The organism is Occallatibacter sp., from assembly GCF_036502485.1.
Classification (GTDB): Bacteria; Acidobacteriota; Terriglobia; order Terriglobales; family Acidobacteriaceae; genus Telmatobacter.
Genome location: NZ_DASXYM010000082.1, coordinates 1 through 25257 on the forward strand (window position 1 = coordinate 1; position 25257 = coordinate 25257).

Sequence of the window (25257 nt, forward strand, 5' to 3'; positions counted from 1 at the left end):
GGCGACCAGGTCTCGCAGCAACTTGATTACGCGCAGCGCATCGGCAATGCGCGTCTCGGCGAGCGAGTCAAGGCTGGAGCCGAGGTGCGGCGTCCCGACTGTGATGAGCCCCTGAATCAGTGATGCGTGCGCCTGGGTGTACTTCAGCGCCGCGATGCCCGCCGTGGAGTGCGCGACCAATGTGACCGGCGTCGATCCATTAAGTTGCTGCACGCGGTCAACCAGCCGGCCAATTTGGGCAACCAGCGAATCGGTATTGCCGGTCGCGTCGTCCTGCAGATCCGCGGTGTACCACGATGCTTGCGCAGTAACGGTAGTCAGATCCACCGCGGACGGATCGAGGCCGGCAACGCGCAGATTGAAGTTTGTGTCCGCAGCAGTGTTTCCGTGGCGGGCTGGATCTGCGAGAAGCGCATTCCAGATGGTGTGGTCGCTGAACGCCGGGCCCAGTAGCAACACGGTACGCGCGCTGCCGCTGCCGCCGGCCATGGTGTCGACCTGCGCGAGAATTTGCGCAATCGCCTGCGGATCAAAAGGCTGCTTATCGTGCCCACTGGCGAGAGTGCTGCCGGCCGTCCAGTTGGGACTGGCGGGCACCTGCGAGGCGAGGTGCGCAATGCCGTCGCCGGTTGCGAACAAAGCGGAAAGATCATTCAACGCGGATGCAAGAAGAATCGGATCGTTGTTGTATATCCCATCGCTGAGTGCGGGGAGGAAGGCCGCGACCGACTGCGCAGTCTGGAAAAAGCTATAGAAATCCGCGGCTCCCGCGGCCGCGCTCACAAATGCATTCGCCCAGGAGGGCGGCGGACCTGCGGGCTCGAGCCACAGCAATGCATCCACGCCGGCACTGGTTGTGGTTGTGACAGGGAGCACCCACGGATCTTCATAGGTGCCCGCACCCGTAATCGGCAGGCTGAAATCTCCAAGCGGATTGCCGGGGATGTCAGGCAGCGCATCCGCCAACAGTCCGCGCAGCCACGGGAACAGTTGCGGGAGAAACGCTTCGCCAGCGGAAGACACACCCGTAGCGAGCGCCTGCAGCCAGTTGCGCACGGCCGTAAACGGATCGCTGAGGAGTGATCCAGATGCGCCGGGGTCGGCGAGGGTCGGCCAATCGGAAGGCAGCCGATCGAGTCCTGTGTGAATGCCCAACAGGCCGGCAAGCGTATATGCCGGCACGCCGCCCCATGAAGAAACGGCACGCGCAAGGACAAGCCGCAACAGAAGCTCGAGGTTCGGGACCGTGATCCCCAAACCGGCGGCGATCGCAACGGGATTCGATACATCGAACGGCGCCGCAGTTGGGAAGCCCACGAACGGAACGTTGACGCTGCTGCCCGCGCAGGACACCGCGACGTTGTGGATGCCGGCCGTCCATGCCAGCGGCGAGCCGGGGACAAACACCATGTCTGCCGCCAGATCGCCCACCGAGATAGACAAGCCCGCTACATCCGGAATCGCCGGAATCGGCTGAATACCGACGTGGGCATGCTGCCCTGCCATCAGCGAGACGGTTCCGGCGCCGCCCTGCGGAAGATCAAAAGCCAGGAGCTCGCTGAGCCAGTAAACATCAAACGGAGCTTGCGCGAAGGAGGCGCGCAGGCCGAGACGCAGTTTCTGCGGATCGCTCGCGACACCGCTGCCTTGATCATTCCAGGCGGCAATCTCCACATGGAAGCCGGAAGCAGGCGCAAGCTCCAGCACCCACGGATCGTTGCGTGTTCCGGCGCCGGTGACTGCGGTCGCGATGCCAACCAGCCCGCCGATTTCCTCCAGCAGATGCGACCACGAGTGCGCTCCATCGAGCAGCAACGCGCGATGAAATGCGCCGATGGCACGCGCGGGGTTCGACACCATCTGGACGAAGTCGAGGTGATGCGGCGATGCGGGATCGGTCGCGGGTGGAACAACACCGATAAGCGCAGCGAGATGGCGCCCAGGACCGCTCGTTCCCAGATAGCTTGCAACCAGGTTGCCTACTGTAGCTGACAGATCGCTCGCTACGCTGTCCGCATTCGTGAGGTCTACCCTGGCGTAATGCGTTGTTGTGCCGGCAACCGTGAAGTCCACGGAGTCGATTTCAAGCATTGGCTGCAGAGAGTTTCCCGTCCATGTGAATCCCGCCCGCAGGGACTGCGCTGCAATTGTGGGCGTGTTCACCAGCGCGCCTGCACCAAGCGCACCCGGAGCAGTCGCAGTGACAGACACCGAGGGCAGCACCGATGCGGAGCTCGCGCCTGTGATCGGAATGGAGGCGAGAATTGCATTGCCTTCAATGCGCAGGGGCGGATTAGGGCCGGACGGGATCACACGCGCCTGCAGCCCGAGCAAGAGAGATGTGATGGATGAAACCGTTTTGGTCGCGAGAGAAATGTTGAGTCCGGAGCCGGCCGCGGCGCCGAACGAAACGATGGGAACGACCCACGGGTCATTCTCAGTGCCGGTCCCTGCCGCAGTGGCTGCCGCATTCCCAAGCAGTCGTGCGAAGTGCTGCATCCATGCGGCGATGGGTGCCGTCGCTCCGCCTTGCAGCAGCGAGGCAAACCACTGGTTAAGCGCCGCAGGGTTTCCAAGTTGCGCAAATGGAAACTGCGGGATTGCCGCGTCTCCAAAGCCCAGCAGTGGCAGCAGATGATCCGCGACCGCACCCGTCGCGCCTCCGCTTCCACCGAGCGCATGCAATTGCTGCTGCATGAAAGCGACGATGAGGTGAACCGCCTCCGATCCCAGGTTGGACGGATCGAGAAAGACGTTCCTCTTGCCCGTGTTGTCGAGTTGGAGGCCCTGCAGTTCCACCGTCAGTGCCGCCGGCTGCGCACCGCCAAACGGCGTCAGGCCGGCAATAACCACGACCTCGTCGAGACCGATGGGGTCCGCGCCGAAGTGAAGGCCCAGGCGAATGCGCAAGCTGAGTTCCAGCGGCCCATCGGGCGTTCCGGCCACCGCATGCGCATTGCCGCCAACAATGCTGAGCAGGGGCAGATGCGCACGCAAGGAGGCTAGCGGCGTGGGTCCATCGGTGGAATGAAAATCGCCGGCAAATCCAAACGTAAGATTGCTGGCGGTGTTTACTGTCAGATACGCGTTTCCGCGCGTCTGATCGCTCAGCAGCGGGTGCCACGTCTCATGATCAGGAAGGTCAGGAAGAGTCGCGGGCGCCAGCAAAGCGTCCAGCACGCGCAGAAACGCCGCCCGCTGCGTGTCGTCGGTGAAAATCGCTTCAATGTGAGTGAGGGGATTGCCGAACCAGTCAGCATTCAACCCGCCGCCATCGTTGAACAACCCGATAGCTTTTCCCAGGTCGAGGACTTCGTTGCCAAGTTGGGGATCGCTCATGCCGCGCCTCCCGCTGCGTGCGTCAATGCTTCTCCGGCTGTGAGATGGAGAGTGCCGGCAGAAGCCGCAAGTCCGCGCGGCGTCAGGTTTCGCTCCGTTGCGTGGTCACTTGCCAGGCTCATAAGGCTCGACCACACTGCGCTCTGAAGCTGCTGTCCCCAGCAGGATGCGAGCGAACCAAGCCCGCGCGGCAAATCATCCGTCGCAGCAATCAGGCCTCCTAATTCACCCGGGCCACCCACCGCAAAACTGCACACCAGGGGCGTACGGCCGGTCTGATCGGTCTCCAGATCCACTGAGACAATTACCACGCGATCGAGGATCTGCACCGCGGCGGAGTCGAGATGTACCAGCACCTCATTGCCGTGATCAATCCAGACAACTTTCGCAGGAGGCGCACTGCCGGAAGCGGGCGCAATCGGCACTCCATTGGCAGGCGAACCCGCAAGCCGCACTGCCACCTGGGCAGTCACATCGGCTTCCCCCAGTCGGTCAGGGATCTTGTGCTCAGGCGGACACGGACCCGGCAAGGGCGCCGGAGGCGGCTGACCATTGCCGGCGCGCCGTGCAAGCCACATCCCGATAAGAATTCCCGCCAGCAATACGAGTAGAAATATGACGAGCAGCAACAGAACGGCTGTGCCCATGGGGAAGCTCCCGTGCGCTTGAGATTGAACCCGGGGAAAGATGTCCTGTCGGCGGGCCTTAAGGGGGATCGCGACCAGGACTCCCAATGCGAATAGTGCCTGAACGATTACAAGTTCGCGGTGCCCCAGTCAATAGAAAATTGCATCTCAGAGACGTTGAGAATCGCCGCGCATTGTGTACAAGTGGGCGGCAGCATCATTTCGTGACAGCGGCAGTGCAGGCTGATTTTCAGTTGTCGCGATGGGGCGCGTCTGCAGTCACAATGGGTAGGTAGACTCGAATCTCAGTTCCCTTTCCCAAATGCGAGCGCATGGTGATTTGCCCCTTCAGGGCGAACACACGCTCACGCATGCTGATCAAACCAAGTCCACGCCCCTGCATGGCTTCATTCACATCAAACCCTGCGCCCTCGTCACGGATAGCAAGCTGGATGTGATCGGGCGCGCCCTCCAGGTTCACCTGCACGCGCTTCTGGCCGCTGTGCCTGAGCGCATTGTGCAATGCCTCCTGCGTGATTCGGAATGCAGCGAGGCGCAGTTCAGAGGGAAGGTTCCTCGGCACGTTGCTCGACGTGAAATCGATCTCCAGTTCGTGACTGCGGCGCAACTGCTGACACAATCCGCTTATAGCCGGAACGAGCCCCAGATAATCCAGACTCGAGGAATGCAACTCGCGCGACAGCGCATGGATCGACTCGGACAGCTTCTGAATGTCCGTGACGACTTGCTCCACCGCGTTACGGTGGCCCGCGTCTTCAGCAGTGGAGTGCAATTGTTGCACCTGCATCGCAATCAAAGCGATCTGCTGACCAGCAGCATCATGAAGCTCGCGCGCAATGCGTTTTCGTTCCTCTTCCTGTGCCACAATCAAACGGCCCGTTACACCACGCAGAGCGTCTTCATGACTGCGCCGCTCCGTGATATCGATCGTGATGCCCATGAGCACGGGCTCGGACTCAGCAAACTGATAGCGACTGCCCCGAGTCATGACCCAGCGAAATGATCCGCTGGGCTGGGCAATGCGATACTCCACCGCAACCTCCTGCCCCGCCACCATGGAGTCGATCGCATTCTTTACCAGATCGCGCTCTTCGCTATGAATAAGGCCAAGGAACCTGGGAACGTCGATGAGCTCATCAGGGGAGATGCCAAAGAGCTCTTCCAGCTTGGGCGTCGCCCAGATGAAGTGGGTGTTCACATCGATGGTCCAGAACCCCGCACCGGTGATGTTCGAGGCCAGACGCAGCCTCGCTTCACTCTCCAGCAGCCTTCGCTCCCGGTCAGCCCGCTCCAGCGCGTTGGCAAAAACGTCCGCAATCAGTTTCAGACGATTCTGGATCGGCTCCGGCCAGTCGCGCTGCTCCGTGGTGCTGTCTATTCCCCAGAACCCTAAGGGATGACCGCCCCCTGCCCTGAGCGGAATGACCAGCGCGGAACAGATGCCGTATCTCTTCCACGAGGCTTTGTCGATCGCCGCTTCAGCGGGCGCTGCGCTCGTATCTGGCAGGCAGATAATCTCATTCGCGATCAGTTTCTTATTGCACCAGGGGAAATGCTCCGCGGCCGTAAACCGCGTTTTGGGCGGAGGAGGAAGCTCGGGATCGCGCAGAACATAGCTCAGTACAAAGATGCCGGGATCGTTGGCGTCGCGAAGATAGATTGTGGACTCATCGACACCCAGAGCGTTGCAGATCACTCGCAGCGCGTCTTCAATCGCTAGGTCCACCTTGTCTGAAGGAATACTGACGAACCGGGAAGAGATCTCCGAGAGAAGTGTTTCGAAGCTTAACTGTTCTCGCAGGAGGCCTTCACGAGAAGGAGTAACCACCTTTAGCACTGCCCGTCCCCCATTTGCGTGCGCATCCTGAGCCACCTCTGGGAATGTTCCATGTTAGCAGGACCAAGAGCGCGGATTCAGACAATCCCGCGCAGGTGCCGCACGTAAGTTGTTGGCACAGATGAATAGCGCCGGCCCTCCCGCCGACTCCGAAATCGGCGCCGTGGGAAGTGGTGCAAATGCTTTGGATTCTGGACGCAAGTTGCTCCCGGCCGGGCTTAGCCGGTGCGCAGGCGGTGATGGCAGCTTGCGGGGGGATGATCAGCGCCGCGCCTGACAGGCGCGTGTTTGCACCCTAGCCTGAAAAGGCAGTGGCGCTACACGGATCAAACCGCGTCCCGGCGAAAGATCTCACTGCGGCATTGATCCTGTTAAAAATGCGCGACGGGTCCGCAGGTGTGACATGCAAGACCCGTCATGCGCTATCTGGAATGGGGAGAGATTACGCTCCCTGGGAGAACACGTCAGGCACGTCGATGCCGAGCGCGGTGGCCAGGTCATGCTGATGTTCCTGCTCCTGCGAGATGATCTTGCGCAGTTGTTCAGCCAGCGCAAAATGCCCCACAGCTTCGGCCTGCTTCACACGCTGGCGATAGTTCTTGATGGTTTCCGTCTCGTTGTCCAGGTCGAAGCGCAGCATGTCTTCGGCTTTGTCGCTGAGCTTCACCGGTTTCGGCGTGGCCGTCGGCATGCCGCCCAGGTAATCAATCTGGTCAGCGATGATCATGGCATGCTGCAGCTCTTCGCTGGCATGCAGTTTCAGTTCATCGGCAATCTTCATGTACTGCGCGCCGCGCAGCACATTGCTGTAGACGGTGTAAGCGATCACCGCCTGGTATTCGCGTGAGAGATCTTCGTTGAGAGCGTCGACAAGTTCCTTAATGGCGTGCTGCCGATCCTGGTCGTTCTTCTTATCCGGCATTGTGGCGAAAGTCCCCTTTCCTAGTGCAAGACGGGTATTTAGATGCAAATTAGCCGTCCCGTGGACACTCGCGCTATCGCCAATTCCTCGTCAGTCGCGCTCACTCCGCCCGCAAGGCGTCACTCGGATTCACCGATGCTGCACGCCGTGCCGGGATAAAGCTGGCCATCATCGACGCCAGACCCAGCACCGCCGCCACTCCAACCAGCGTCGACACATCCCATGCCGCGACCCCGAAGAGCAGTTTGCGCATCGAGAGCGATGCCGCAATCGAACAGGCAATCCCCAGGCCAAGCCCGATCGCCGTCAGACCTCCGGCCTGCTTCATCACCATCGAATACACAGAGCTTCTCTGCGCCCCCAGCGCCATCCGGACGCCAATCTCGCGCGTCCTCTGACTCACCGAGTATGCGATCACCCCATACAGGCCCACCACTCCCAGCACCAGAGCCAGGGCCGCGAATCCTCCCACCAGCACCGTGGAGAAGCGATGCAGAAGAGCCTCCTGGCTCGATTCCATCTGGCCCGTCATCGTGATTTCGCCATACACACCGAGGTTCGGATCGATGCTCCGGAGGGTGCTCACAATCGCCGGTAGCATCGCGCCTTCGTCCTGCGCGGTGCGAACCGCGACGGCAAAGCCAGACGATGGATTCTGCTCCAGGGTGCGATATTCCGTCGGCCAGATGTCGGCGTCCAACGACCCCTCGCGCACATCCGCCACCACGCCCACGATCGTGCGCAAGGAATCGGCCGCCAAGTCACCCTCGCCGACCATCTGCCCGATGGCATCTTCGCCAGGGAAATACTTGCTCGCTAACGCCTCGTTGATGAGCATCACTTGTGGAGTATCCAGCCTGTCCTGCTCGCTCAGCATGCGCCCGCGGATCAGGCGCGCTTTGAGCGTCGGCAGGTAATTCCAGCTCACCTCGCGCTCGTTGACCTCGTTGTGCTCACCATGGAACGGCTTGCCCTTGATCCGGATCCAGTCCGTGTCGCAATTGCACTGCAACGGCAAATCGGTCGTCAGGCCCACAGACTGCACTCCCGGCAATGCGCTCAGCCTGCGCTCCATCTCCTGATAAAGCGCCACCCTCTGCTGCGGGGACTTGTACAGGTCTTCGCGCGCCATCACGTTTGCAGTTGCAAGGTGGCTGGTGTCGAATCCGTTCTCCACATGCAGCAGCTTGTAGAAGCTCTTTCCGAGCAGTCCTGCGCCTGCCAGCAGCACCACGGCAATCGTGATCTCCACCACCACCAGGTTGCCGCCCAGCCGCGACCAGAAGCGGTTCGCACTCGATCGTCCTCCCTCGCTCAGCGAGCCGTGAAGGTTGTCGCCGCGGCCAAGGCGCAGCGCCGGTGTAACAGCCAGCAATACCGCGGAGAAGATTGCCACCGCCGCCGCAAAGAGCACCGTGTGCGCGTTCAGCCCCACAGCATCAAGAAACGGAAGGCGCATCACCACTGAGCCCGGTACCAGGTGACGCAATGCCTGCATGAACCACGCAGCCACCCCCATCCCCGCAGCCCAGCCGGCGCACGCCAGCAGCAGTCCTTCTGTGACAAACTGGCGCACCAGCCGCACGCGCGTAGCGCCCAGCGCACCGCGCACCGCAATCTCGCGCCGCCGCGACTCGGAGCGCACCAGCAGCAAACTTGCCACGTTCACGCCGGCAATCAGCAACAGGAGCCCTGCGCCGCCCAGCAGCATCAACAGAACCGGCCGCACATCCCCAATCAGCACTTCCTTGAGCGGCGCCACAAAGGCGCCCTGGTCACGATTGGAATCTGGATACTGGCGCTCAAGCTGACTCGCAATCCGCTGCATATCGGCTCGTGCCGTTTCCCATGTCACACCGGCGCGCAGGCGGCCCACTCCGTCCAGATTGTGGCAGCTTCTCCGCTGCTCGCAGCGCGTCCTGTCCAGCAGTGGAACCCAGAATTGCGAATCGCGGGCCGGCGCAAACACAAACTCCCGCGGCAACACGCCCACAATCGTGTAGGCGTTGCCGTCCAGATTCACGCTCTGCCCAACCACATCCTGCCGCCCGCTGAATCGCTTCTGCCACACGCTCCAGGGCAGAATCGCGATCTTGCCGCGCCCCGCCTGATCCTCGCCCGGAAGGAAGTCGCGGCCCAGCAGCATCTTCACGCCCAGCGTTGCAAAGAACCCCGCGCTCACGCGGCGCGCCGCCACCGGCTCCGTAATCTGCCCCATGTGCAGCAAAAACCCCGTTCCCGTGTAGACGTCGAGCGAACTGAGGGTGTTGTTCATCCGCTGCCAGTCTTCGAAGTCCGGGCGAGAGATATTTGCGCGCGGAATCATCTTCGCGCTCTCCGTCACAAACACCAGCCCGTTTGGCTGCGCGTAGGGCAGCGGCTGGATCAGAGCCGCATCCACAAATCCGAAGATCGCCACGCTCACACCCATGCCAAGCGCCAGAATTCCAATCGCCAGCACGCCAAAGCCGGGATTCTTGCGCAACTGGCGCAGCGCGAAGCGCGCATCCTGCACCACCGTCTCGGCGCGAAAATTCACCTGCTCCTGCGACAGCTCGCGAACCCGCGCCGCATTGCCAAACTGGCGTATCGCCGCATAGCGCGCTTCTTTGGCGGGCATTCCCGCCGCCATGAGTTCCCCCTCGGCCTGCGCGCGATGAAACGCCATCTCCTCGTCCAGTTCGCTGCGGAACCGGTTCCGCGAAAACAGGACGGAGAATCTCCTGAACAACGAAGCTAGTGCCTTCACAATCAACCTCCGGGATGGGAGAGTCTCGCTCCCGCTACGACTGTTCTGCGAGCACCCGCCCAATGGCGGCAATCATCTGCTCAAACTGCGAAACTTCGACACCCAGGTGCTTCCGCCCTTCGGCGGTCAGCGTGTAAAAGCGGGCACGTCGGTTGGTGTCCGTCATCTTCCACTCGGCCACTACCCGCCCCTGCACCAGCAGCCGCTGCAGCGCGGGGTAGAGCGAGCCCTCTTCCACAGTGAGCACATCGTCCGACATGCGCTTGATTGACTGCGCGATCCCATATCCATGCAGCGGCGCCCGCGCAAGTGTCTTCAGCACCAGCATGTCCAACGTCCCAGGAAGCAAATCCGGTTTCCCCATAGACTCTATGTATAGACTGACTAGGGATAGAAAGTCAACGGGTCGGCTGACCGGCCACTTCTCGCAAACAGCAAGCCCCGGAGCGGTTATTCCGTTCCGGGGCCCACTGATCACCTGACCACCTGTTCACAGTCGGCTAGTGCTTCTGAAACATCTCCATCACATCCTTGCGCAGCGCCATCCGGCTGCTTTCCCGCGTATAGAACATGTGCCCGCCCGGGAACTCATGAACCGCCACGCGCGTGGGATCGCCCATCACCGGCATTTCGTCCACCGTCAGCACCGATCCCATGAATGGGCATGACAGATCGTTCCATCCGTGAACAATCAGGACTCGTAGCTTGGGATCGGCCGCTACCGCCTCGCGCAACTCCGGCACTGAGCCGCGCCGCAGACTGTTGTCGCGATCCCACATCCGGTTCACGTCAAAAGACAACGCGTTGTAGCGCGCGTCCACCTTCCATCCGACCGTCCGCGTTACAAAATCCACCATCGCCGTGGTGAGCGGCGCGATGATGCTGGAAAGAATGGGATCATTCGCGCGCTGCTCCGGCGCAAACGGGAAGGGATCGAACGAAGTCACGTTGGAATCGTAGACCGACCCCAGCTTCCCCTCCTCGCGATGCACTTCGCGCAGATAGGCTCCCGTCTCAATGCGCCCGCCCGAGTACTTCACAAACTGCGGATCGAGCCCCGTCATCTCCGTGACCCGCTGAATCATCTTCTGCTGCGCCGCTTCATCTGACCGGCCCCTCAGCAGCGTGTTCGCATACTCGCCGCGCGTGTAATTGATTACCTCCTGCATCGCCTCCGGCGTCAGCTTCTTCTCCCGCTCGTAGTGCGCGGCGGTGATCGAAGGCAGCGTCATCATCCACGGCAGCGGCGACATATCCTCGTTCACGTCCTGCGACGGGTTCAGATAGGGCGACACCAGCACCACGCCGTTCAATGCCACACCCAGCTGCGACTGCAGATAGTACGTGATGCGCGGCCCCCGGAATCCACCGTAGCTTTCGCCCACCAGGTACTTGCGCGAAGGCAGCCGGTTGTTCAGCACCAGCCAGTCATAGATCACGCGCGACAGATACTCAATGTCCGCCTCGGTTGAGAAAAACAGCTTCTTCTGCTGATCTTCAGGCACATCCGCGCGGCTGAATCCCGTTCCGATCGGGTCGATGAATACGAGATCCGTGAAGTCCAGCCACGTGCCAGGATTGTCCATAAGCGTCACCGTATCCGACGGACTGTCGCCCTCGTTGCCAGCGTTTATATGCTTGGGGCCGATGGCTCCGAAGTTGAGATACACGCTGGCAGCGCCCGGGCCGCCGTTCAGCGCAAATGTCACCGGCCGGTTCTCGCCTTCCACCGTGTAGGCCGTTGTGACCACCTGCCCGGCCACCTTGCCGTCCTTGTCGCGCACGGGAATGGTGCCCACCGTGGCGGTGTATTTAAGCGGCTTGCCGTCCATCGTGATCTGCTGCTGCGCATGCGCAGGTCCGGGGAGCGGCGGCAGCGCCGGCTTCTCGGCTTCCTTGGCGGGCGGCTTGTTGTCGCCGGATGCGGGAGCGCCCTGCGAAATTCCCATCGCGCATGACGCGCTGAAGCAGAGAACGCAGGCCAACGAGGCAATGCGCGAAACGCGCGCGGGGAAGCGGCAATTATCCATGGCAAGAGAATACATTGCCACATTCCTCCGCACCCGCAGGGTGGCAGCGCCCGCGGCCTATCATTTACCCTGAGAACCGGCATGAAACCACAGTTCTTCGCAGGCTTCTTTGTGGCGGCTCTGAGCGCATCCACGCTGGCGCAACAGTCAACCGCCCCGGCATCGCAACCGGCGCAGGATCTGCCCGATGGCCCGCAGCCCACGCAGGCCGCGCTCATCCAGCCCAACGGCCCCACCGTCGTCATCGACACGTCAATGGGCCGCCTCACCTGCCAGTTCTTCCAAAAACAAGCCCCCGTGGCGGTAGCCAACTTCATCGGTCTTGCCAACGGCACGAAGGATTACGTCGATCCTGCAACGCAAAAGAAGACCCACGGCAAGCGCTATTACGACGGCACCACGTTCCATCGCGTCATTCCTGAATTCATGATTCAGGGCGGCGATCCCACAGGCACCGGCATGGGCGATCCCGGCTTCACCTTCAATGACGAGTTGGATCCGAACCTGAACTTTGACATACCCGGCCGCCTCGCCATGGCCAACAGCGGACCTAACACCAATGGCAGCCAGTTCTTTGTCACGGAAGGCGCCTACGCGACGCTCAACCAGCACTACACGATCTTCGGCCAGTGCGACGAACCGAGCGTGAACGTGGTGAAGACCATCGCGCGCGTGCAGACTAATTCGAATGACAAGCCGCTGGTCCCTGTCTACCTGAACAAGGTCACCATCGTGCCCGAGGGTCGGCCCGTTCCGCCGCCACCAGCAGGTGCGCCGGCCGCCGCTGCTCCCGAGGCAGCAGTCCCCACCGCGAAGCCGCAACCGTAACAGCTTTTCTGCCTGCTCCGTCTGCCGGCGGGCGCGCTCGCCGGCATCCCCCAACTCAACTTACGCAGACGAGGTTTTCCAATGGCAAATGCACCAGGCACCTACGCACACTTCAATACGACAGAAGGCAAGATCACGGTTCGGTTGTTCGAGGCCGACGCGCCCGTCACAGTGAAAAACTTCATCGAACTTGCGGAAGGCAAGAAGGAGTGGACGCATCCCGGTACGCGCGCCAAGTCGCAGGACAAGCTCTTTGACGGCACCATCTTTCACCGCGTCATTCCCGACTTCATGATCCAGGGCGGCGATCCCACCGGCACCGGCATGGGCGGCCCCGGTTATCGGTTCCAGGACGAGACCAAAGGCTCCCCGCACGGTTTTGACAAGGCCGGCAAGCTGGCCATGGCCAACAGCGGCCCGAACACGAACGGCTGCCAATTCTTCATCACTGTGGCCGCTACACCCTGGCTCACCGGCAATCACACCATCTTTGGTGAAGTTGTCGAAGGCCAGGACATCGCCAACAAAATCTCCAAAGTGCCCGTCGGCGCGCAGGACAAGCCCCGCACCCCGGTTGTTCTTGAGTCGGTCACCATCGAACGCGTAGCCTGAGCCCGGACCCGTCGCGGCAAACTCGCATTTTTTGTGGGCTGCTGCGACGGGTCCACTGGAGCCCGGTGATTCCCCGATCTAGCATTTTGCCTGTCTCGCCCGCGTGGTTCTTCGCGCTGCTCCTCACGGTACTCTTCGCGTCTCCGATAGTGCCGGCTCACGCGCAATCCGGCGCTTCCACCGCAGCTCCCACCGTGCAGGCGCTGTTCGTCAGCGACATTCACTTCGATCCGTTCTGGGATCCCGCGAAAGCCGTAAAACTCGCCGCCGCGCCCCTCACGGCCTGGAGCAAAATCCTCGCCGCTCCCGATTCACCCGGCCGACAGCAGCGCTTCGATTCACTCCAACGCACCTGCCACAGCCGCGGAACCGATACGTCCTTTCCGCTGCTCCAGTCCAGCATCAACGCGATCCGCACGCACGCCGCCGGAACGAAGTTGATCACCCTGAGCGGCGACCTGATGGCGCATGGCTTCGACTGCAAATTTGAGACGCTCCTTCCTCACGCCACAACGGCGGACTACCGCGCCTTCACCGTCAACACCATTCGCTTCGTGATCGACCAGCTTCAAACCGCCGCGCCCGGCGTCCCCCTCTATACGGCTCTGGGCAATAACGACTCCGACTGCGGCGATTACAAAATCGATGCCAGGAGCGCATTCCTCAAGCAAGTGGCACAAGCCGTTACGCAGCACTTTTCATCCAGTGAACGCGCCGCCGCTCTTGCCTCCTTCGCTCAGATCGGAGGCTACAGCGTGACGCTTCCCGCGCCCTTCGTTTCCACGCGGCTCATCGTACTCGACGATGTCTTTCTCTCCGACCATCACACCGCCTGCTCCGGCAACCCCGACACCTCCGGAGAAGACGCGCAGTATGCGTGGCTCGCAGCCGAACTCCGCGCAGCACAAAAAGCCAACCAGAAGGTCTGGGTCATGGCGCACATCCCGCCGGGCGTGGATGCGTATGCGACGCTCGCTCATCTCAGCGGTCCGTGCGGCCGGCCCCCCAAGATGCTTCTCTCGTCTGATCGCTTCGCGCAGCAACTGGAGGGCTCCGCGGATTCCATCAAGCTAGGCATCTTTGGACACACACATGAAGATGAAATCAAGCTGCTCCAATCCACCAGGAAGAGCGGCGAGAAGGACCACGCGTCAGCCGCAATCCCCGTGAAGATTGTTTCCGCCATCTCGCCCATCAATGGCAACCTGCCGTCCTTCACAGTGGCGCAGATCGACCCAGCCAGTGCCACGCTGGTTGACTATGAGGTGATTGCGGGCAGCGACAAGATTGCATGGCATCCGCAATACGATTACCACGCGGCTTACGCTGAGAGCGCGTTCTCAGCAGATGCCGTAGGGAACCTGGTCCAGAACTTCGCCGTGGACCATGACGGCAGGACGCATCCCAGCCAGAACTATATCCGCAACTTCTCCATCGGCAACCCGGTGCCGCTGCTCTCGCTGGTGTGGCCCGGCTACGTATGCACCATGTCCCACCAGACAGCCGCCAGCTTCTCCAACTGCGCGTGCCCGGGGAACCACTAGCATGCTGAAGACCTGCGCGCTTTTCCTGTGTGTGCTTGTTGCCGGGCTGTTGCCTGCAAACCCCGCAGCGGACCATGGCTTTCTTGCAAGCTACAAGGGAACTCAGTTTCAGGACAGCAGAGTTCGCGGGGGCGCGCAGCGCATTCCCGGCAAGGTGATGTGTGCTTACTACGACCTCGGCGGCGAAGGTGTAGCCTACCACGACGACGACGCGAAGAATAACGGCAGCGGCGCGCTCAACCCGGCTGATGGAACCTACCTCAACGAATTTCGCATGGGCGAAGGTGTCGACACTTCCTATACGAAGTTCGGCCGCGATCCACAAATTGACGACACGCGCTACGACAGGGTAACGCCCGGCGCTAACCTGCTCTACGTCGGCTGGACCGAGCCCGGTGAGTGGTTCAACATCACCGTTGACGTGGCTGCAACCGCCGACTACACCACTGATCTGCTCTACAGTTCGAACCGCGGCGGGACCATCGCGCTGGATGTGAATGGCGTGCGCACAGCCGATGCGCTGCCGGTCGCATCAACTTACGACGCCGCCGACCCGGTGGCCTGGCGGCAATGGCATCATTGGAACCTTGCACGCGATCTCGCCCGCGTTCACCTCAACGCCGGCCGCAACGTGCTTACCGTGCATGTGCTGACCAATGGGCAAATGAACCTTGCCACATTTAACTTCAGGCAAGCGAAATAGGTCACTGTGCGGCCCGGTTGGTTGCCCTGCACGCTCGACGAGTCTATTCGTTGCACATCGCCAGAATCGCCTCGCCAAACCGACCCACCTTCGACGGCCCCATGCCTTCAATCGCCAGGAGGTCGTGCGGTGTCGAGGGCCGATGAGCGGCAAGCGCATTCAGGGTGCTGTCGTGCAGAATCAGGTACGGAGGTACGCGGAGCCGCTTCGCCTCATCCGCTCGCCACGTTTTCAAGCGCACCGCCAGGTCTGCCGCCCTTCCGGTGAGTTCGACGATCGCGCGCTCCTTAGCGCGAGGCTTGGCCACCGCTGCCGCCGCTGAAACAGCCGGAGCTTCTTTCCCTGCGCGGGCTGGTTGAACCTGGGTCTCCGGCGCAGAGCGCTTTTTCTTCTTCGCCGCCGGAGGTGCGCCGAATGCCTCCACAACCCCATCGCTCAACAGCAGGTTCAGCGGAGTGTTCGCGCGCACTTCCATGCCCGCATCGGTCAGGCTGATTTTGCGAAACGGAATGACCTTGCCATCCTTCTCGAACTCCGCATCCTCAACCGCAATCAAATTGCCGCGCAGCATCGCGCCAAGCAACTCTTCGAAATCGTCGCGATCGAGCGCATCGGCCCAGGGCAGTTCTGCGCGCAATCCTTTCGGAGTTTTGTAAGCAGAGGCGCGCAGCGCCTCAATGACCTCCTGCACCCAATGGCGTTCGCGCGCACTGGCGCGGCGAAACAGACGCAGCACCGCGCCCGCGGGATCGCACACGTCGCACGTTCCGCATGAACGGCTCGCATCCTCCACGTCGCCGAAGTGGCGCACCAGCGCGGACATGCGACAGTCATTGCAGGTGGTGTAACGCACCACTTTCTCGAACTGCTCCCGCCGGTACGCCGCCTGCACGGCGTAGGTCTTCTTCCACGCGGGCCTCCCTTCGGTCACGTTCCCGCCAAAGTCCACGTGAGCCCCGCCATGAATCTGCAGCTTTTCCAGCGCCTTGTCGAACTCCTCGGGGCCGAGGCTCGACTCTTCGCGCAACTCCTCCACCGGGCGCGATTGTTCCGATAACATTCCGTGGACCGCGGTCAGGTGCTCCGCAGGCGGGTAGTCGCGAGTCAGCAGAAAATCATGCGTCCGCTGATCGGCATAGCTGTGCATGAGGATCGTCCGGCTGGGCTTGCCATCGCGGCCCGCGCGGCCAATCTCCTGGTAGTAGCCCTCAAGCGTCGCGGGTAGCCCGGCGTGAATCACGGTTCGAATGTCGGCCTTGTCGATGCCCATGCCGAACGCGATCGTGGCAACCACCACCTCCAGCTGCCTCTGCTGAAAAGCCGTCTGCACGCGCTCGCGCGTGTCCGCGTCCAGGCCTGCGTGGTACGCCGCCGCCCGCACGTGGTGCGACAACTCTTCCGCCAGGGCCTCCGCTTGCTTGCGTGACTGCGCGTAGACGATGGCGGGCCGGCGCTCCGGATCCTTCAGCAGTCCGCACACAATCTGCGCGCGCATGGGCACCGGCGCCTCCACCACTTCAATCGCCAGGTTGTCGCGGCGGAAACCATGGATAAACTTCGCCGGATTCTCCATCCCGATCTGGGCAACAATGTCAGCCTGCACCGTGGGCGTCGCGGTAGCGGTCAGCGCCAGCACCGGGCAGTGATTCTCTCCCGCGCGGAGGTGCGGCAGGTGCTGCCCAAGCATGCGGTAGTCGGGCCTGAAATCATGTCCCCATTGCGAGATGCAGTGCGCCTCATCAATCGCGATCAGCGCCAGCCGGCGCTTCGCCAGCATCTCCGGAAAGTTCGGCACCCGCAGCCGCTCCGGCGCGATGAAGAGAAACTGCAGGCTGCCGTTCAGATAGTCGATGCATGCCTGGCGGGACGCGGCGCGATCCAGGCCGGAGTGAATCCGCGCAACCTTAAGGCCGAGTTCCGCAAGCTTCGCCACCTGATCTTCCATCAGCGCGATCAGCGGCGAGATCACCAGCGCCGTTCCGCCGCGCGCCAGCGCCGGAAGCTGGTAGCAAAGCGACTTCCCTGATCCCGTGGGCATTACCAGCAGCAGGTCGCGGCCAGCAACGGCGGCGCGGCAAACCTCTTCCTGGTTGGCGCGGAACGCCGGAAAACCAAAAGTGTTGCGAAGAATCTCAACCAGCGGTGCGGATTGGACAAAAGAACTCTGCAAGCGGCGCCCGGCACAAACACTCTGTCCAAGGCGTAGCTCCCTGTGCGTGAGTGTCTCCCTTACTCTACAGGAGAGCCGCCGCCTTGCATAAACTCCCGCTCTTACTGCCCGTAAGCCATCCCCACCCCGACAAGATTCGCCGCCGCAATGATCACCAGGATTCCTACCCACAGCAGCCGCGTCAGCCCACTGCGAATCCCCGCCCACTCGCCCAGCGCCAGCCCCACAACCCCGCCGCAAAGCACGTAGATGCTCATGTGCAGCATCCAGTTCACATAGGCCATGCTGCCAGGGATGTTGGCCTCCCCCCACGCGTAGAAGAAGAACTGCAGATACCACATGATGCCGGCCGTTGCCGCCAGCAGCGCATTGGTGCGCAGCGTTGATCCGGGCTGGCTCAGATCCTCTCGCAGAGAGAGCCGCTTCACCGCTACAAGCCGAATGAAACAATACGCCAGGTTGACCAGGGCCCCGCCACCCATGATGAAGACATAGCTTGGCAGCATGGCGTACAGCGGATTCACGTGAACGGCGATCGCCGCCTGTTGAATGGGCTGCGCCGCATGCAATGCGAACGACATGCCGGATGAGAAGATGCCGCACATCACCGCCAGCAGAAGGCCGAACCCCACATTGAATTCTTCCAGGTGCCCTTTGAGCTGAAGCTCTTTGTTGTGGCCCGCCCACGAGACGATAGCCACGCCCACCAATGCCACCAGCACGCCGGCCATGGTGAACAGCCCGCCGCGCGTGGTGAAGAGCATGGCGGCCTGACCATCCATAATCGGCGGCACCAACGTACCCACAATGAGGGTCACGCCAATCGCAATTCCGATGCCGAGCGACATGCCAAGATGCCGCATCGTGAGGCCATAACTCACATTGCCCACGCCCCACATGGCCCCGAAAAGCGCGATCTTCAGCAGGAGATGCGGATCGATTGACGCGTAGAATCCGGTGAAGTCAGGCAACAGAATAAGGCTCACGCCAATCGGCAGCAGAATCCACGAGAAGAGGCCGGCCACCGCCCACGTCGTCTCCCACGACCACTTCTTCACCTTCTCAATCGGCGCATAGAACGACGCAGCCATACCCGCGCCGATTACATGCCAGCCGATCCCCGCAACAATGTTCGCCATTCGACCTCGCTCTGGTGTTGCTCTTTTGTCCGTCAATCCCGGCGTTACGCACGCAAAGGGGACTTTTGCGGCCGCTCGCCTGCTACTTTACTTCCGCCGTGAACTCGTAGGTTCCCGGCTGCAGCTTTACGCCCGCCTCGCCATTCGGCCCCTTGCCGGATTCCATCTGTCCGTCATACTTGCGTGCGCTGGCGAGCGCTTTCTTCTCCGCATCGCTGAGGAACCCCGTCGTGTTCGCAGGAATGGTCACAGTCCAGTTGACCTTGGTTCCCTCCACTGTCCACGCGGAGTGGATGGGCCCGTAACTCGAGGAATACATGAAATCCACCGAGCCCAGCCGCTTGTCGAATTGCGGATGCAAGACTACCGTGTGGAATCCGGCATCCAGCGGCGAGGCATCCACGCCGGCCGCATAGCGATAGATCCAGTCAGCCACCGCGCCATAGGCATAGTGGTTATAAGAGTTCATGCTGGGGTCCTTCTTCATCTCGTCGCCGTTCCAGCGCTCCCACGTGGTCGTCGCGCCGTGCTCGATCAGATAGCCCCACGATGGATACTGCGTGTTCATCAGCAGTTGATACGCAACATCCGCATGGCCGGTCTTGGTCAGTTCCTCCAGCAGATAAGGCGTGCCCAGAAATCCGGTGCCGAGAAGTCCGTGGTTCGCCTGGATCTTGTCCACCAGCTTCTGCGCCGCGGCGGCGCGCACATCATCCGGCAACAGATTCATGTGCAGCGCCAGCACGTATCCGGTCTGGGTATCGTCCACGCCTGCCTTCGTGTCGTGCGTACGCTCGCCCATGGGATTGGGCCCATGATCGGCTCCCGCAACAACTCCGTCGGGGTGAACAAACTGCTTCTGGAACGCGTCGCGAACCTTCTCAAACATGGCCGCATACTTCTGCTCATCCGCGGTGCGGCCCGTAGCATGGGCCATCTCCCGCAGCAGCGTCGCGTCGTAAGCCCACGACGCGGTGGCAATCAGTACCTGGTCGGTGCGGCCTTCCGGCGCGAGCCAATCGCCAAATGGCGTGCCTCCCTCGTTTTTCCAGAGTCCGTCCGGATTGGCTGCGTCGATCCCCGCAACGTACTTCGTCATCGCGTCCCAGTTCTCGTCGATGACAGTTGTATCGCCGGTCTGCAACCACGAAGTCCAGGGAATGATCACGCCGGCATCGCTCCATCCGGGACCAAAGCCCATGTTCTCCTTCGCGGTCCCCGGCGCATAAATGCCGTACATCGCCGTTCCGGCTTGCGTGCCACGCATGTCCCGCGAAAACTTCCGCGAGAACGCTGCCAGATCCATGTTGTAACTTGCCGTGCGCCAGAAAACCTGCGCATCCGCCATCCAGCCCAGACGCTCATCGCGCTGCGGGCAATCTGTGGGGATCCCGACAAAATTCGAGCGCTGCCCCCACACAATGTTGCTCCACAGCTTGTTGATCATCTCGTTGCCGGTCTTTAGCTGCGCCGCAAACGGGGCGTCGGTGTGCAGCACCAGCACCGTCAGCGCGTCCTTGGCGGGCGCCGTCTTCAGGCCCGTGATCTCGGCATAACGGAAGCCGTGAAACGTGAACTGCGGCGTGAACTCCTCCGTTCCTTTGCCGGAAAGGATGAAGTGGTCCGTGGCTTTCGCGGTGCGCAGATTGTCGACATACATTGTGCCGTCGTCATTGAGGATCTCCGCGAATCGCACCTGCACATCCGTTCCCGCAGGCCCGGAGAGACGCAGCCTCTCGATACCCGCAAGATTCTGCCCGAAGTCGTAGATGTAGATGCCGGGGCTGGGCTGCTTCACCCCTTTGGCGTGCATCTCACGTTCCACGCGAATCGGCTGAAAATCCTGTGCGACGATGTCGATGGCTTTGGGCTCAATCGCTAAGACGGGTTTTGCGTAGCCGACGGCCGCGGAGGGGTTGAAGAAGCCCGCTATATTGATTCGCGCATCCTGCGTTTCACCGTCATACAACTCAGAGCGAAGGATGTTGGAGGGGGCTCCGGACCACTGGCTGTCCGTCTTGACCCACTCCACCAACCCATCGGCATACTCGATGCGCAACTGCGCCCGCAACGCCGGCGGTGTCACACCATAATTGTTTGGCTGCTGAAACCATTCCAGCGGCGTCGAATACCAACCCGGCGCCAGCAGCGCGCCCACCACGTTCTTCCCGCTCTGCACCAGCGCCGTCACATCGTGCGTCTGGTACACCACGCGTTCGCGATAGTCTGTCCAGCCCGGCGCGAAATAATCCTCGCCGACGCGCTTGCCGTTCAGGAACATCTCGTAATCGCCCAGCGCCGTCGAGTAGAGCCGCGCCGATTTCACCGGCTTGCTCACGTTGAAGTCATGCCGCAGCGCCTTCACCGCATCCGGTATCCACGGATTGCCGACCTGCTCCGCCTCTTCCGCTCGCTTCCATCCGGAGTCGTCAAACGACTTCTGCTGCCATCCATCCGCCGCATGTGTCGCCGTCTTCCAGTCGCCCCCGCTGACAAAGGTGCCGGTGCTGCCATCGGCATACTCCACAAATACCGTCGCCACCAGCGCCGGAAGACTTACCTTGCCCGTGCGATCATCCGCCCGCACCACATACAACACGGACTCGAGCGCGAGCGTGTTATCACCCTGCGCAAGTTTGCCGGTGACGTCAGCACGCACGAACTTCTTCCAGGGCATCTGATGCCATGCCGGAAACGGCGCCGCCCCCAGCGCCTGGGTACCGTTCACCCACGCCGCTACAGTGTCTTCCCCCGTGGCGTACAGGACTGCGGACTTCACCGGCTTGTCAAGATGTATGGCCGCGCGATAGGCGAACTTCATCGGCAGCGTCTTTTCCGCGATGAGGGAGGCGGCTTCAGGGCTGGCAATCCACTTGGTCCCGGCATGGCGAACCGCCGCTTCCTCAGCGGTCTCGTACCCGATCCACTGCGCAGTCCAGGCATCCGGGTTCATCAACCCAGTCTCCCACCACGTGGGCGTGGCCGCCGGATACGCCTTTCCGCCCTCGCCCCACACCGTCACGCGCCAGTAGTAGCGCGTTGAAGCTTGGAGAGCCGGACCGGCATAGTGCACGTTCACCGACTGTGCCGACTCAACGCGGCCCGACGACCAGAACGCAACCGCGTTGTCCCCGGGCACTGTGGCCGGAGCTACGAACACGTCCAGCTGGTACGCGGCCTGCTTCGCTCCCGCAGTGGAATCCTCCAGGCGCCACGAAAAGCCGGGCGCGGTATCGTCAATTCCCAGCGGAGTAGTCAAATTATCCACGCGCAGATCGGCGGGGCCCGCGACGCCTGCCGCATACCCGCAGACGCTCCCGCCGAACAGGCAGCCCCACGCCACCGTCGTACCCAGAACTGCCCACACAATCCCGCTCAAGGCGCGAAGGGTCATAGGTTTCCTCAGTTTGTTTTTCAAAACAGAAACATTGTGCATGCCGAACCGAACCTTTGGGAAGCTCTATTCCGCTCCCTTACACTCAATTCATGATCCTTCGCCTGTTCGCAGCGACGTCCAGCCAAGGCAAACTGCGCGATTTCAGGACCGCCGCCGACGCGCACAACATTGCGATTGAACCACTGCCGGGCCTTCATTCCATTGCTGCGCCAGATGAAACCGGAACCACCTTTGAAGACAACGCGCGGCTCAAGGCAGTGTATTACTCGCACTTTGCCCCGGGCGAACTGGTGATGGCGGACGACTCAGGCCTCGAAGTGGACGCGCTCGATGGCGCTCCCGGAGTGCGCTCGGCACGCTACGCCGCCGACGCCGGGCTGGTGGACTCGCCCGACGCCCCTATCGACAACACCGATATCTGGAACAACATGCTGCTGCTGCAGCGCCTCGCCAACACCCCGGAAGACCAGCGCAGCGCCCGCTATCGGTGCGTTCTCGCCGCAGCGCGAGACGGCGAGGTGGTCAAAACGGCGGAGGGTACCGTGGAAGGCACCATTATGCAGGCGCCGCGTGGCACCGGAGGGTTCGGTTACGATCCCCTCTTCTATCTCCCCGAACTGGACAGCACCATGGCCGAGATCAGTCTTGAAACCAAGCTGACCTTGAGCCACCGCGGCCGGGCACTCGAGGGCCTGCTGCAGCAAATTGGAGAGTGAGCCCGCACGGAGATGAGGGGTAAAGATCGATGAGTGACCTGCTGAATCGCCGCCAGATTGCCATGGGAGCTGCTATCGGCTCAGCTTCCCTGCTCTTTTCTTCCGCAGCCATGGCGCAAACCGCGGCTGGCGAAGGCACCTTCCTCGACGCCCGCCAGTCCGGCGCCCGGGGCGACGGCAAGACGAACGATACCGTCCCGTTGCAGCGCGCTCTGGACGCCGCCGGGCGCAACAGCGGCGCATTGTTCCTCCCGCCTGGAATCTATGTGACCGGCGAATTGCACGTGCCTCCGGGCGTGGCCATTGTCGGCACCCCGGGCTGGAATTACAGCAGCCCGGGCGGATCAGTCCTGCAACTGGCGGATGCCGGCGCCACCTGCCTGCTCAATCTGACCGATGCCCGGGGCGCCAGCCTTCAAGGCCTTTCGCTGGACGGCCGCGGCCTCGGCTCCAGCATCAACGGCATCGCCACCAAGCGCGCCAAATGGGGGCCGCACGAGGACGGCTTTCGCATTGAAGGCTGTCAGATCGCCCGCTTCAGCGGAGATGGCGTTCATCTGGAATGTGCATGGTGCTTCAGCGTTCGTCACAGCATGATGGCCTACAACGCAGGCGACGGGCTCAGTCTCCGAGGATGGGACGGATTCCTCATCGACAACTGGTTCAGCGGCAACAAGCGCGCCGGTTTCGCCGCCCGGCAGGAGAATGCCTCTGTCACCTTCACCGCCAACCGCATTGAGTGGAATGGCGAAGAAAACTTCGTCATCGCCGGCGGGGATGGCTACCAGATCACCGGGAACTTTTTTGATCGCGCCGGAACCGTTGGCGTCGCTCTGCGCAAGGGTCGCGGTCCGTGCACCCAGATCGCACTCACCGGCAACTTCATCAAGCGCAGCGGCAAGCTGGCCGACCCCTCCAGCCATGACTCCGCAAACATCCTGCTCGATGAGTGCGAAGGCATCACCTGCATCGGCAACACGCTGCAGGCGGGGCGCGATGACGGCGGCTCCGGCGTTTGGAGCCCCGCGTACGGCATCGTCCATCGCGGCCTGCGCAACTGCATTGTCAAAGACAACGTGCTGCACGATGGCGCGATCAAGCAGTTGATACTTGAAACAGGGGCTGCCACTGAAGGTGTCATCGTTGCTGACAACCCCGGACGCCTGTTTACTGACTTTGCAAGGAAGTGGTGAGCGTTGCGATGTCGCGGAAAATTGTGCAGCCACACCATTTAACTGCCGCGCATCCTTGACGAGCGTAACGCGCGTTCCGAATAATGCTAGGGGTAAACAGCGTCACGCGCGCGTCCCTCTATCCGAAACGCAAACCCTTCCGGAATCCGGATCAGCCAGCCTCCAGGAGCTGACATCTCAATGGCAACAGCCCAACATCCCGCGGCGCCCAAGCTTAGCGCCGGAGTGCAGCCTCTCCGCGCCGGTGAAGGCAATTCGTTCCTGTGGCGCAGGCTGCATTCGCTGCTCGGCATCATCCCCATAGGCGCATTCCTCGTCGAGCATCTGCTGTCGAACTTCGAGGCGCTCAAAGGCCCCGCGGCCTACGCCGCACAGGTCAAGTTCCTCAATTCCCTGCCGCTGGTGCGGGTGCTGGAATGGACGTTCATCTTCCTTCCGCTCGCCTATCACGGCTTGTACGGCGTCTATATCTGGCTGCGCGGCAAGTCGAATGTGGTTTATTACCCCTGGGCCGGCAACTGGCTCTATGTAGCGCAGCGCTGGACCGGCCTGATCTCGCTCCTGTACATCGGGCAGCACGTCTGGCGCCAGAGATTCTCCGGCGTTGACCTGCCAGAGCATCCGGGCGCGTCGTTCTGGAAGGTGCAGCAAGAGCTCTCCCACCCCATCATGCTCGCCATCTACATCATCGCCATGATTGCCGTGTGCTGGCACTTCGCCTACGGTGTGTGGCTGTTTGCGGCGAAGTGGGGCATCACGCCCGGCGAAACGGCGCGTCGCCGCTTCGGCTGGGTATGCCTGGCGGGCGGCGTTCTGCTTTGCATCATGGGCCTGGCCAGCATGTGGGCGTTCGTCAGCCCCAGGTACGCCAACGCGCCGCAGAACGTGGAACCCGTGACGATGCTCGTCGCGCCAGCGACCCAACAGTGAGGCGCCTCCGCTCGTGACAACTGCAGCAAACAACGCGCGCATCGACTGGGAAACATTCCAGCAGACCATCCCCGAGATGGCTACGGCAATGGCCGCCATCACCCGCGCCATGCGCCAGTCCGGAATGGAGCGCGACCTCATCGAGTTGCTCAAGATTCGCGTCTCGCAGATAAACGGCTGCGCCTACTGCGTGCAATACCACTTGAACGATGCGCGCAAGTTTGGCCTGGCGGCTGCAAAGCTCGACCTGCTCGCGGCGTGGCGCGAGGCCGGCATCTTCTCTGCGCGTGAATGTGCTGCGCTCGAATGGGCTGAACGCGTGACCATGCTGGCAACCCATCCTGTGGGTGACCACGCCTACGCCGCGCTGGCCATGCACTTCAACGAGCGCGAGATCATCTTCCTCACAACAGCCATTGGGCAAATCAATTTTTGGAACAGGGTAGCGGCGCCGTTTCGCTTTGCGCCGCCCATCCCGGGTTCCTCCGTGTAGTACCTGCG

At 61.8% G+C, this 25257-nt stretch carries 18 protein-coding genes; 8 read left to right on the plus strand and 10 right to left on the minus strand.

Features of this window, described 5'->3' with window-relative positions; all coding sequences use genetic code 11:
• From VGL22_RS11700 to VGL22_RS11730, 7 genes are all read right to left on the minus strand, one after another.
• On the minus strand, positions 1-3339 hold a 3339-nt coding region (locus VGL22_RS11700), incomplete at its 3' end, for an esterase/lipase family protein (RefSeq protein ID WP_465267106.1).
• On the minus strand, positions 3336-3986 hold the full coding sequence (locus VGL22_RS11705; protein ID WP_465267107.1) for a hypothetical protein: 651 nt from the start codon (positions 3984-3986) through the stop codon (positions 3336-3338). The genes VGL22_RS11700 and VGL22_RS11705, both read right to left, overlap by 4 nt.
• Positions 3987-4215: 229 nt before the next feature.
• The gene (locus VGL22_RS11710) at positions 4216-5712 is read right to left on the minus strand and encodes a sensor histidine kinase (protein ID WP_465267108.1); all 1497 of its coding nucleotides are present in this window, start codon (positions 5710-5712) and stop codon (positions 4216-4218) included.
• Positions 5713-6265: 553 nt separating this feature from the next.
• The gene (locus VGL22_RS11715) at positions 6266-6745 is read right to left on the minus strand and encodes a ferritin-like domain-containing protein (protein WP_465267109.1); all 480 of its coding nucleotides are present in this window, start codon (positions 6743-6745) and stop codon (positions 6266-6268) included.
• 100 nt (positions 6746-6845) lie between these two features.
• Positions 6846-9494 (minus strand): ADOP family duplicated permease, encoded by a 2649-nt coding sequence (locus VGL22_RS11720; protein WP_465267110.1) that lies wholly within the window; start codon positions 9492-9494, stop codon positions 6846-6848.
• Positions 9495-9528: 34 nt separating this feature from the next.
• Positions 9529-9858, minus strand: a complete 330-nt coding sequence (locus tag VGL22_RS11725) for a PadR family transcriptional regulator (RefSeq protein ID WP_465267111.1) — start codon at positions 9856-9858, stop codon at positions 9529-9531.
• A gap of 136 nt (positions 9859-9994) precedes the next feature.
• Complete coding sequence (locus VGL22_RS11730) at positions 9995-11539, minus strand: S10 family peptidase (protein ID WP_465267112.1); 1545 nt, start codon at positions 11537-11539, stop codon at positions 9995-9997.
• A gap of 66 nt (positions 11540-11605) precedes the next feature.
• On the opposite strand from VGL22_RS11730, the gene VGL22_RS11735 reads away from it, so the two are divergent.
• The 4 genes from VGL22_RS11735 (at position 11606) to VGL22_RS11750 (ending at position 15211) form a co-directional block, all read left to right on the plus strand.
• Complete coding sequence (locus VGL22_RS11735) at positions 11606-12352, plus strand: peptidylprolyl isomerase (RefSeq protein WP_465267113.1); 747 nt, start codon at positions 11606-11608, stop codon at positions 12350-12352.
• 81 nt (positions 12353-12433) lie between these two features.
• Positions 12434-12964 (plus strand): peptidylprolyl isomerase, encoded by a 531-nt coding sequence (locus tag VGL22_RS11740; RefSeq protein WP_465267114.1) that lies wholly within the window; start codon positions 12434-12436, stop codon positions 12962-12964.
• A gap of 86 nt (positions 12965-13050) precedes the next feature.
• Positions 13051-14508: a metallophosphoesterase gene (locus VGL22_RS11745; RefSeq protein ID WP_465267115.1), complete on the plus strand. Its 1458-nt coding sequence runs from the start codon at positions 13051-13053 to the stop codon at positions 14506-14508.
• A 1-nt stretch (position 14509) separates the two neighbouring features.
• Positions 14510-15211, plus strand: coding sequence for a hypothetical protein (locus VGL22_RS11750; RefSeq protein ID WP_465267116.1), 702 nt, complete (start codon positions 14510-14512; stop codon positions 15209-15211).
• A 43-nt stretch (positions 15212-15254) separates the two neighbouring features.
• On the opposite strand, the gene VGL22_RS11755 is transcribed toward VGL22_RS11750, so the two are convergent.
• From VGL22_RS11755 to VGL22_RS11765, 3 genes are all read right to left on the minus strand, one after another.
• Positions 15255-17381, minus strand: a complete 2127-nt coding sequence (locus VGL22_RS11755; protein WP_465267117.1) for a RecQ family ATP-dependent DNA helicase — start codon at positions 17379-17381, stop codon at positions 15255-15257.
• A gap of 101 nt (positions 17382-17482) precedes the next feature.
• Entirely contained in the window at positions 17483-18520 is a 1038-nt protein-coding gene (locus VGL22_RS11760; RefSeq protein ID WP_465267118.1) for an L-rhamnose/proton symporter RhaT, read from the minus strand.
• Positions 18521-18602: 82 nt separating this feature from the next.
• A complete protein-coding gene (locus tag VGL22_RS11765) occupies positions 18603-21914 on the minus strand; it encodes a family 78 glycoside hydrolase catalytic domain (protein WP_465267119.1) in 3312 nt (1103 codons plus the stop codon).
• A 92-nt stretch (positions 21915-22006) separates the two neighbouring features.
• On the opposite strand from VGL22_RS11765, the gene VGL22_RS11770 reads away from it, so the two are divergent.
• The 4 genes from VGL22_RS11770 (at position 22007) to VGL22_RS11785 (ending at position 25249) form a co-directional block, all read left to right on the plus strand.
• Entirely contained in the window at positions 22007-22633 is a 627-nt protein-coding gene (locus VGL22_RS11770; protein WP_465267120.1) for a non-canonical purine NTP pyrophosphatase, read from the plus strand.
• 29 nt (positions 22634-22662) lie between these two features.
• The gene (locus VGL22_RS11775) at positions 22663-23826 is read left to right on the plus strand and encodes a right-handed parallel beta-helix repeat-containing protein (protein ID WP_465267121.1); all 1164 of its coding nucleotides are present in this window, start codon (positions 22663-22665) and stop codon (positions 23824-23826) included.
• 180 nt (positions 23827-24006) lie between these two features.
• Complete coding sequence (locus tag VGL22_RS11780) at positions 24007-24756, plus strand: succinate dehydrogenase cytochrome b558 subunit (protein ID WP_465267122.1); 750 nt, start codon at positions 24007-24009, stop codon at positions 24754-24756.
• A 13-nt stretch (positions 24757-24769) separates the two neighbouring features.
• Positions 24770-25249 (plus strand): carboxymuconolactone decarboxylase family protein, encoded by a 480-nt coding sequence (locus VGL22_RS11785; RefSeq protein ID WP_465267123.1) that lies wholly within the window; start codon positions 24770-24772, stop codon positions 25247-25249.
• The last annotated feature ends 8 nt before the right edge of the window (positions 25250-25257 follow it).

Bases quoted from the DNA above. Each gene is read 5' to 3' on its own strand.
- VGL22_RS11705 (WP_465267107.1), bottom strand. From the start codon at position 3,986: ATGGGCACAGCCGTTCTGTTGCTGCTCGTCATATTTCTACTCGTATTG.
- VGL22_RS11715 (WP_465267109.1), bottom strand. From the start codon at position 6,745: ATGCCGGATAAGAAGAACGACCAGGATCGGCAGCACGCCATTAAGGAA.
- VGL22_RS11725 (WP_465267111.1), bottom strand. From the start codon at position 9,858: ATGGGGAAACCGGATTTGCTTCCTGGGACGTTGGACATGCTGGTGCTG.
- VGL22_RS11730 (WP_465267112.1), bottom strand. From the start codon at position 11,539: ATGTATTCTCTTGCCATGGATAATTGCCGCTTCCCCGCGCGCGTTTCG.
- VGL22_RS11735 (WP_465267113.1), top strand. From the start codon at position 11,606: ATGAAACCACAGTTCTTCGCAGGCTTCTTTGTGGCGGCTCTGAGCGCA.
- VGL22_RS11740 (WP_465267114.1), top strand. From the start codon at position 12,434: ATGGCAAATGCACCAGGCACCTACGCACACTTCAATACGACAGAAGGC.
- VGL22_RS11750 (WP_465267116.1), top strand. From the start codon at position 14,510: ATGCTGAAGACCTGCGCGCTTTTCCTGTGTGTGCTTGTTGCCGGGCTG.
- VGL22_RS11760 (WP_465267118.1), bottom strand. From the start codon at position 18,520: ATGGCGAACATTGTTGCGGGGATCGGCTGGCATGTAATCGGCGCGGGT.
- VGL22_RS11765 (WP_465267119.1), bottom strand. From the start codon at position 21,914: ATGACCCTTCGCGCCTTGAGCGGGATTGTGTGGGCAGTTCTGGGTACG.
- VGL22_RS11770 (WP_465267120.1), top strand. From the start codon at position 22,007: ATGATCCTTCGCCTGTTCGCAGCGACGTCCAGCCAAGGCAAACTGCGC.
- VGL22_RS11775 (WP_465267121.1), top strand. From the start codon at position 22,663: ATGAGTGACCTGCTGAATCGCCGCCAGATTGCCATGGGAGCTGCTATC.
- VGL22_RS11780 (WP_465267122.1), top strand. From the start codon at position 24,007: ATGGCAACAGCCCAACATCCCGCGGCGCCCAAGCTTAGCGCCGGAGTG.